Source organism: Vallitalea sediminicola, from assembly GCF_054408565.1.
In genome coordinates this window covers 1-6,777 of the sequence record NZ_BTPT01000104.1, presented here as the reverse complement: position 1 = coordinate 6,777, position 6,777 = coordinate 1, and the positions used below count along the sequence as shown (strand labels likewise).

Sequence of the window (6,777 nt, the reverse complement as noted above, 5' to 3'; positions counted from 1 at the left end):
GAAAAAGCAAAACACCTTCTATTAGAAGGTGTTCCAGTTACAGATGCTTGTTATTTAGTTGGTTTTAATGACTATTCCAACTTCTATAAAAAATTCAAGAAAATCGTTGGATTATCTCCAAAAAAATATGTTAAGGACTTTACTTATATCTCAAAACCTACATAGCATATCTATTTACTAGCATTTTTTTACTAATCTGATACCTAATACTAGATATATAATTCCCATCAACAATAATACTAATACAGGCGTAACTATGGATTCTATCCCATGCCCATACATTATCAAATCTTTTATACCTTCAAGAGCCCATTTTTGAGGTGTCAAATTAGCAATGAACAATAATGTTTTTGATTGTATCATTTCTAATGGCCACATACAGCCTCCTAACATTGATGTACTAACCGTAATTACTGGTACAATAGATGATAATTGCTGTGATGTCTTGAAAAATGAAGCTATAAATAGTCCAAGACATGTAACAGTAAATATAAAAGCTCCTAATAATAGAAGTATTCCAATATCACTTTTTCCCCAATCTATGTGAAATAGATATTTCCCTGCATATACCATCACCAATATATTGGCAAAACCAGCAATAAATGTTGCAATGACATTACCTGATAATATAGAAATATTTTTTATTGGAGATACTAACTGTCGCTGCCAAACATAACTCTTTTTCTCATCAACTATGCTTCCGATACCGAAGAATACTAAGAACATGGAAAAAAACAATGCAAATCCCGCTAGAGCTTGCTTAAGATTATCATAACTAAGCAACTCAGTATCAATATATCCTGAACTAGTAGTATAAAATGTCTTTTTATCTCTTAACTCTCCAATTTCCTTCATGATATCTTTTTGAACCACATTCTTTTCTACAGTAAATCCTGATTCATCTAAATAATTATATGTTATCTCTGCAAGTCTCATATCATTTTGAAACATACTTGATACCCCGGAAAGTAAGCTTTTCAACATCATTGTATCTCTAGTCTGATTGATACTCATTAATGATAGTTTAATTCCTTCAGCACCTTTATCTACAACAATAGCTCCAATCCCTTTTGATCTTTCTACATTACCTACTGCTTCATTATAGCCCACTTCTTTTAATTGTATAGCTTCACTCTCTTGTAATTTAGTTATCAACAGATTACTCATATTGTTATCTGCATTATCCACAATATACACTGTTGGTTTAACACTATCTGAGGAAAAAGATGCCCCGAATATATAAGTAAATATCAACATCATTGCGATAAAACTAGCCAAAAGAGGTATTTGACTCTTATAACCTAAAATCTTAACCTTCAGTACTGCAAACATTTATATTGCCTCCCTTCGTGTCCTAACCATAATAGCAGAGACTAAGATAAACACTGCGCCAGTACCGATTAAAATAGCGTAATAGTTCCACATATCTACTAACTTAGAATTTCGCATTATTCCTGTATATATTTTTATGGCAACCCCACTAGTTGAAAAATATGATACTTTGTTCATAAAACTAGGTAAAGTCTCTACAGGTACGAAACTACCACCTATCAATGCCATAAATTGAATTATTCCAAGTTCAAATACATTAGCGAACTTATAATTTCCATTGATTAATGTTATAACAGAGATAAATATTCCTATACCACCAATAGCAAAACTACTACTTAGTACAGTTAACATCACTAACCATAAATCTCCCCAATTTATCTTTAATACCAGACCAGTAAATAAAATCATAACTACTGATTGTAATATAGTAATTATACTAATCATAAAAAAGTTACTTACCAATATTTTTTTTAAGGAAACCCCTGCAACTCTATTTCTCTGATATGTTATATTATCCTTTTCTTCTAGTAAGGATCTACCACCATTACTAGCACTATAAAGAATAAACATAGCCATCATAGCCACAGCATAATACTGAAAACTAGTCAGATTTTTTTTGCCTTCCACATTTATATCTTTGATATCAAGGTTCTTCTGCACATTTTCAGTTAACTCTTCCATCAAATAGGGAACACCTTCAAAAGCAGCTTCCATATTACTGTATTCTTGTATCTTATTAATAAATACTTCTTTATCAAGAGAATAGTTATTCATTGTTCCCATGAAGCCATTAATAATCGCTTCAACAACACTACCTTTAATACTATTATCAGTATGTTTTAAAATTGCAACATCCACTATATTTCTTACAGGTAGAGCATAGTTCATATAAGTATTATAAATATAGTTTTCTGGTAGAATTACAACAGCTGTTACTTGTTTTGCTTCTAACATTTCTCTTGCTTTTTCTTCATCCTGTATGGTATAAGTCATTACTTCTTGTATGTCATCTGTATCTAAAAATTCAAAAAATATATTTTCAACGTTATAATCTTTCACAAAAGATAATAGATTATTTTTACTCTTTTCATCCATACTTTTAGCGAAAATACTTTCGTTTATTGTATCTTCAAATCTTTTAATATCCTCTATGGCATCATAATTTTTAACAACAGCTATATTAATATCACCTATAGATGTTTCCCCATCCCCAAACATACTGTTAAGAGAGAAACCTAATATAGTCATAAGTACAATAGGCATTAGAACGATGATAGCTAATAATTTTTTATCGTAAATAATCTTTTTTACATCTTTAACTATGATATGTCTTAGTTTCAATTAGCTTCACCCTTTCTAATCCCTAAGTGCCTTGCCTGTCAAGTGTAGAAATACAGTTTCTAGGTTAGGTTCATTAATATCAATAGAACGAATATTTGTTTCTGTATTATTCAACACCTCAATAATTTTTTTAAAAGTTGCTTTACCATTATTAACAGTAACGATAACTGTATTTTCTTCACAGCTTACATCTGTTACTTCTTCAATATTACCTATATCTTTTAACAATACATCATTAATCTTATCCACTTTTATGAGAATTCTTTTTTTATCATCAATGAGATTTACTAAGTCTTTCTTGGTACCATTGGCAATGATTTTACCATTATCCATAATACATACTTTGTTACAGATGTACTCTACTTCTTCCATATAATGGCTGGTATATATTACTGTCATTCCTTCTTTATTAAGCTCTAGAACCGTATCAAGAATATGTTTTCTTGATTGTGGGTCTATCCCCACCGTTGGTTCATCCATTATTAATAATTCAGGTTCATGTAAAAGGGCTGCCCCAATATTAAGTCTTCTTTGCATTCCCCCTGAATACTGACTTACTTTATCTTTCAATCTTTCTGTTATTCCAATAATCTCAGAGATTTTCTTTATTTGTTTCTTAAGTTTTTTGCCTTTCAAACCATAAGCTCTTCCCCAGAATTCAAGATTCTCCCTACCTGTAAGATTTGGATAGAGCGCTATTTCTTGGGGTACATACCCTAGATTTCCTTGAATAGCCTGTGGACTCTTAACAATATCTTTACCTTTGTAAGTTATGATACCATCATCAGGTTTTATTAATGTTGAAAGCATGGAGATAGTTGTTGATTTTCCAGCTCCATTAGGTCCAAGTAATCCTAATATTTCACCTTTTTCTATACTAAATGAAATATCATCTACCGCTTTTATATTTTTAAAATATTTCTTCAGGTGTGATACATTAAGTAATTGCATATTAATGCCTCCATTCTTATGATAGGTTTATAAACCTATGATATTATCTATACGCTTCAACTCATCCATCTCAAGAATATCTTCTTCATTGAATTTTGGAATATTAATCTCTTGTTTCTTTCCTAAATCCCAATTAGTTTTATCAAAAGAAACCTTGATAGACATTGGTTTTCCTTTTCCTTGTTCTGCCATACTCATTTCTATTGTCATGCTTTCCCTTATAAGATATCCATCAAAATCAATATAAGCTGTCGCCTGGAAATTATCGAAAACCACTCCTTCAAAAATTTTATATATCTCTTTTTTGATGTCTTCTTTGTCGATACTACCTTTATCATCCTCATTTGTTATAAAAATAAAGTCTTCAAGGATATCCCCTTCAGTTATACTTTTAATAATCTCTTCACTTAATTGTTTTAATTGGTCAGCATTAATTTTTATGGATACTTCCTTTGCTTTTACCTGACCATCTTTTGTATCAATTATTGTATTTTGACCTTTTATTACATTTTCTTCTCCTAATAATTCTAACCATTTTTCTGATACATTTGTAAATATATTTTCATATTTATTAGTGGTGAAATTTTTTTCATCTAACTTAACATATTTTTTGAGTACTGGAATTTGTATATACTCTTTATCCCCATCTTTATAAAAATAAGAATCCATGCCAATTCCACCAAAATTCATATAAATATCTGTTGCAATCTTCTCTTGGGTCATATCATACTGATCCGTAATATTAAATATCATTTCCTTATAATGATTCAGTTGTGTAACTTTTTCCAATGATAAACCTTCCGTATTATAATCTACACTTATCTTCATTTCCATAGATGCTTTACCCATTTTTTCAGAATCAGTTTTCACTACTGCATTATTATAATCTACAAGTGCTTCAGCTGAACACGCTGTTAACATTGCTACTACTACTACTACTGTCATTATTACATTAATTGTCTTTTTCATTTTACTCACCTCTTATTGTTATTTAATTCAATTTATCTATATAACTAATATACACTATTAATAACAATAATCCATGTATCCATTGTCACATCATACCCATGACTTTTTGCACAATAAATACTAAGTGATTAATCTTCACAAAATAATTTAGTATTGCTATAGCCTATTCTTTATGGAAAAAATAGCTAATTGTGTACGATCTCTAAGATCTAATTTACCTAATATATTAGTTATGTGATTTTTGACAGTTCCTTCACTTAAAAATAATTCTTCTGATATCTCTTTATTATTCTTACCATTTGCCAATAGCCTACATATATCTTTTTCCCTTACTGTTAAAGTATTTACCTCCTGAACTGTTTCATATTCCTGCTCATTGTTACTTATTTTTTTAAATCTATCCATAACTTTCGTTGCAACAGATGGATTGATTAATGTCCCACCATTGTATACACATCTAATCGCATCTGATATTTCTTTTGGCATAGCATCTTTCAATAGATAACCTGATGCACCATATTTTAGAGAATCAAATATATACTCATCATCATTAAAAGTTGTTAATACAATAATTTTAATATCTCCATCATATTCTTTTATTGCTTTTGTAGCCTCCACACCATTCATTATAGGCATCCTGATATCCATTAACACCACATCAACCTTATCTATCTTACATCTATTTACAGCTTTTTCCCCATTCTTAACTCCTCCAATAACTTCAATATCTTCCTCTTTCCCCAGAATCATAGTCAACCCCTGTAACAAAATATCCTGATCATCCACTAATAATACCCTTATCATCATCCACATCCCTTTCAAATTTAATCAACTAAATATCTACCCTCTATTAATTTCCCCTATAACTTCAAATCCACATTCATTCCTATAATCAATAAATCCTCCTAATAAACCCACTCTTTCTCTCATCCCCTTTAATCCATATCCTTCACATACATTGTCACATCCAACACCATTATCAGTTATAGAAAATCTAATAACATTTTTTTCATATATAATAATAATTTTTATTTGAGTAGCTTCACCATGCCTAACAGCATTTGTCATTGATTCCTGTACAATTCTATACAGTGTTATATATACATCTGGAGATAAAGCCACTTTATCTCCTTTAACTTCAAATTTAATATTTACACCTGTTTTATTTGAAAAATCATCAACAAGTTCGTTGATTGCACCTATATCAGAATATATTTTACTTTCATCTTTGAATGTTTCTACAATCTTTCTCACTTTTTTCAAGCTATTTCTAGCAGTTACCTTAGAATCTTCCATAAGCCCTTTCGCTGCATCTACATCTTTATCAATCATTGAACTTGTCATCTCAAGCTGCATAATAAGTCCTGTCATATCATGACCAAGAGTATCGTGTAAATCTCTAGCTATCCTATTTCTTTCTTCTATAGTTGTTAGTTCCTTTATTTTTTCTGCATAATCCTTTAATTTATAATGAGCCCTTAATAGTTCTTTATAAATATTATCAATCTTACTTTTCTCTTCTTCATGATATTTAGCAAATCCCAACACAACAATTACTAAAGAGTTGATAAGAATGAAAAGAAACATTTGAGATATATTGGAGATACTATTGTTAAAAGATATAAGATTAAAAAATTTGTACATTGATATTATGAATGCCAAGCAATTAATGATCATACTATTTCTAAAGTTCAGTAATGAAGTTGATTCAATTATTACTAATAAATAAACTGCATGTATAAAATAATTAATTGCAAATTTTGAATTGATTTCAATAAATAATATTATTAATATTTTTAAGCATAATATAACAAAAATCACTTTAGAATGTTCTTTGAAAATATTTTTTATAATAGACAATATGACATAAGCCATAAATAATATTAATAATATTATATATCTATTGCCCTTAGCTCCTTCATATATAAAAGCAAAATAAAATATTATCATGGAAAGTAAATCAATCAAATAGTATCCTATCTTTCTAATTATTATCATATTAGCACCTGACCTTAATAGAAATTTATTTTATAATTACATTTCTTTACAAATAAATTATAATCTAGATGTAATAATATTTCAACGTACTTAACATGTTAACTTCATTTTTTATTGAACACAACCCTCATGTTCTATATGTAGTTGATTATTAAATATCTCTATAAAAGAACAAGTCAATACAGT

General features: G+C 29.2%; 7 protein-coding genes. 1 reads left to right on the top strand and 6 read right to left on the bottom strand.

Annotated elements, in window-relative coordinates; translation table 11 throughout:
• The coding region (locus tag ACX6CF_RS25585) for a helix-turn-helix domain-containing protein (RefSeq protein WP_458788219.1) at positions 1-165 on the top strand (165 nt) is incomplete at its 5' end.
• A 12-nt stretch (positions 166-177) separates the two neighbouring features.
• Here the strand turns inward: ACX6CF_RS25585 and ACX6CF_RS25580 are convergent.
• The 6 genes from ACX6CF_RS25580 to ACX6CF_RS25555 all read right to left on the bottom strand — a co-directional run bounded on the left by ACX6CF_RS25580 (position 178) and on the right by ACX6CF_RS25555 (position 6,591).
• Positions 178-1,332 (bottom strand): ABC transporter permease, encoded by a 1,155-nt coding sequence (locus ACX6CF_RS25580; RefSeq protein WP_458788218.1) that lies wholly within the window; start codon positions 1,330-1,332, stop codon positions 178-180.
• Positions 1,333-2,673 (bottom strand): ABC transporter permease, encoded by a 1,341-nt coding sequence (locus ACX6CF_RS25575; protein ID WP_458788217.1) that lies wholly within the window; start codon positions 2,671-2,673, stop codon positions 1,333-1,335.
• A gap of 15 nt (positions 2,674-2,688) precedes the next feature.
• The gene (locus tag ACX6CF_RS25570; RefSeq protein ID WP_458788216.1) at positions 2,689-3,624 is read right to left on the bottom strand and encodes an ABC transporter ATP-binding protein; all 936 of its coding nucleotides are present in this window, start codon (positions 3,622-3,624) and stop codon (positions 2,689-2,691) included.
• Positions 3,625-3,651: 27 nt separating this feature from the next.
• On the bottom strand, positions 3,652-4,593 hold the full coding sequence (locus ACX6CF_RS25565; RefSeq protein WP_458788215.1) for a hypothetical protein: 942 nt from the start codon (positions 4,591-4,593) through the stop codon (positions 3,652-3,654).
• Positions 4,594-4,749: 156 nt separating this feature from the next.
• Complete coding sequence (locus ACX6CF_RS25560) at positions 4,750-5,397, bottom strand: response regulator transcription factor (protein ID WP_458788214.1); 648 nt, start codon at positions 5,395-5,397, stop codon at positions 4,750-4,752.
• 36 nt (positions 5,398-5,433) lie between these two features.
• The gene (locus ACX6CF_RS25555) at positions 5,434-6,591 is read right to left on the bottom strand and encodes a sensor histidine kinase (RefSeq protein ID WP_458788213.1); all 1,158 of its coding nucleotides are present in this window, start codon (positions 6,589-6,591) and stop codon (positions 5,434-5,436) included.
• Positions 6,592-6,777 lie beyond the last annotated feature (186 nt).

Bases quoted from the DNA above. Each gene is read 5' to 3' on its own strand.
- ACX6CF_RS25580 (WP_458788218.1), bottom strand. From the start codon at position 1,332: ATGTTTGCAGTACTGAAGGTTAAGATTTTAGGTTATAAGAGTCAAATA.
- ACX6CF_RS25570 (WP_458788216.1), bottom strand. From the start codon at position 3,624: ATGCAATTACTTAATGTATCACACCTGAAGAAATATTTTAAAAATATA.
- ACX6CF_RS25565 (WP_458788215.1), bottom strand. From the start codon at position 4,593: ATGAAAAAGACAATTAATGTAATAATGACAGTAGTAGTAGTAGTAGCA.
- ACX6CF_RS25560 (WP_458788214.1), bottom strand. From the start codon at position 5,397: ATGATAAGGGTATTATTAGTGGATGATCAGGATATTTTGTTACAGGGG.
- ACX6CF_RS25555 (WP_458788213.1), bottom strand. From the start codon at position 6,591: ATGATAATAATTAGAAAGATAGGATACTATTTGATTGATTTACTTTCC.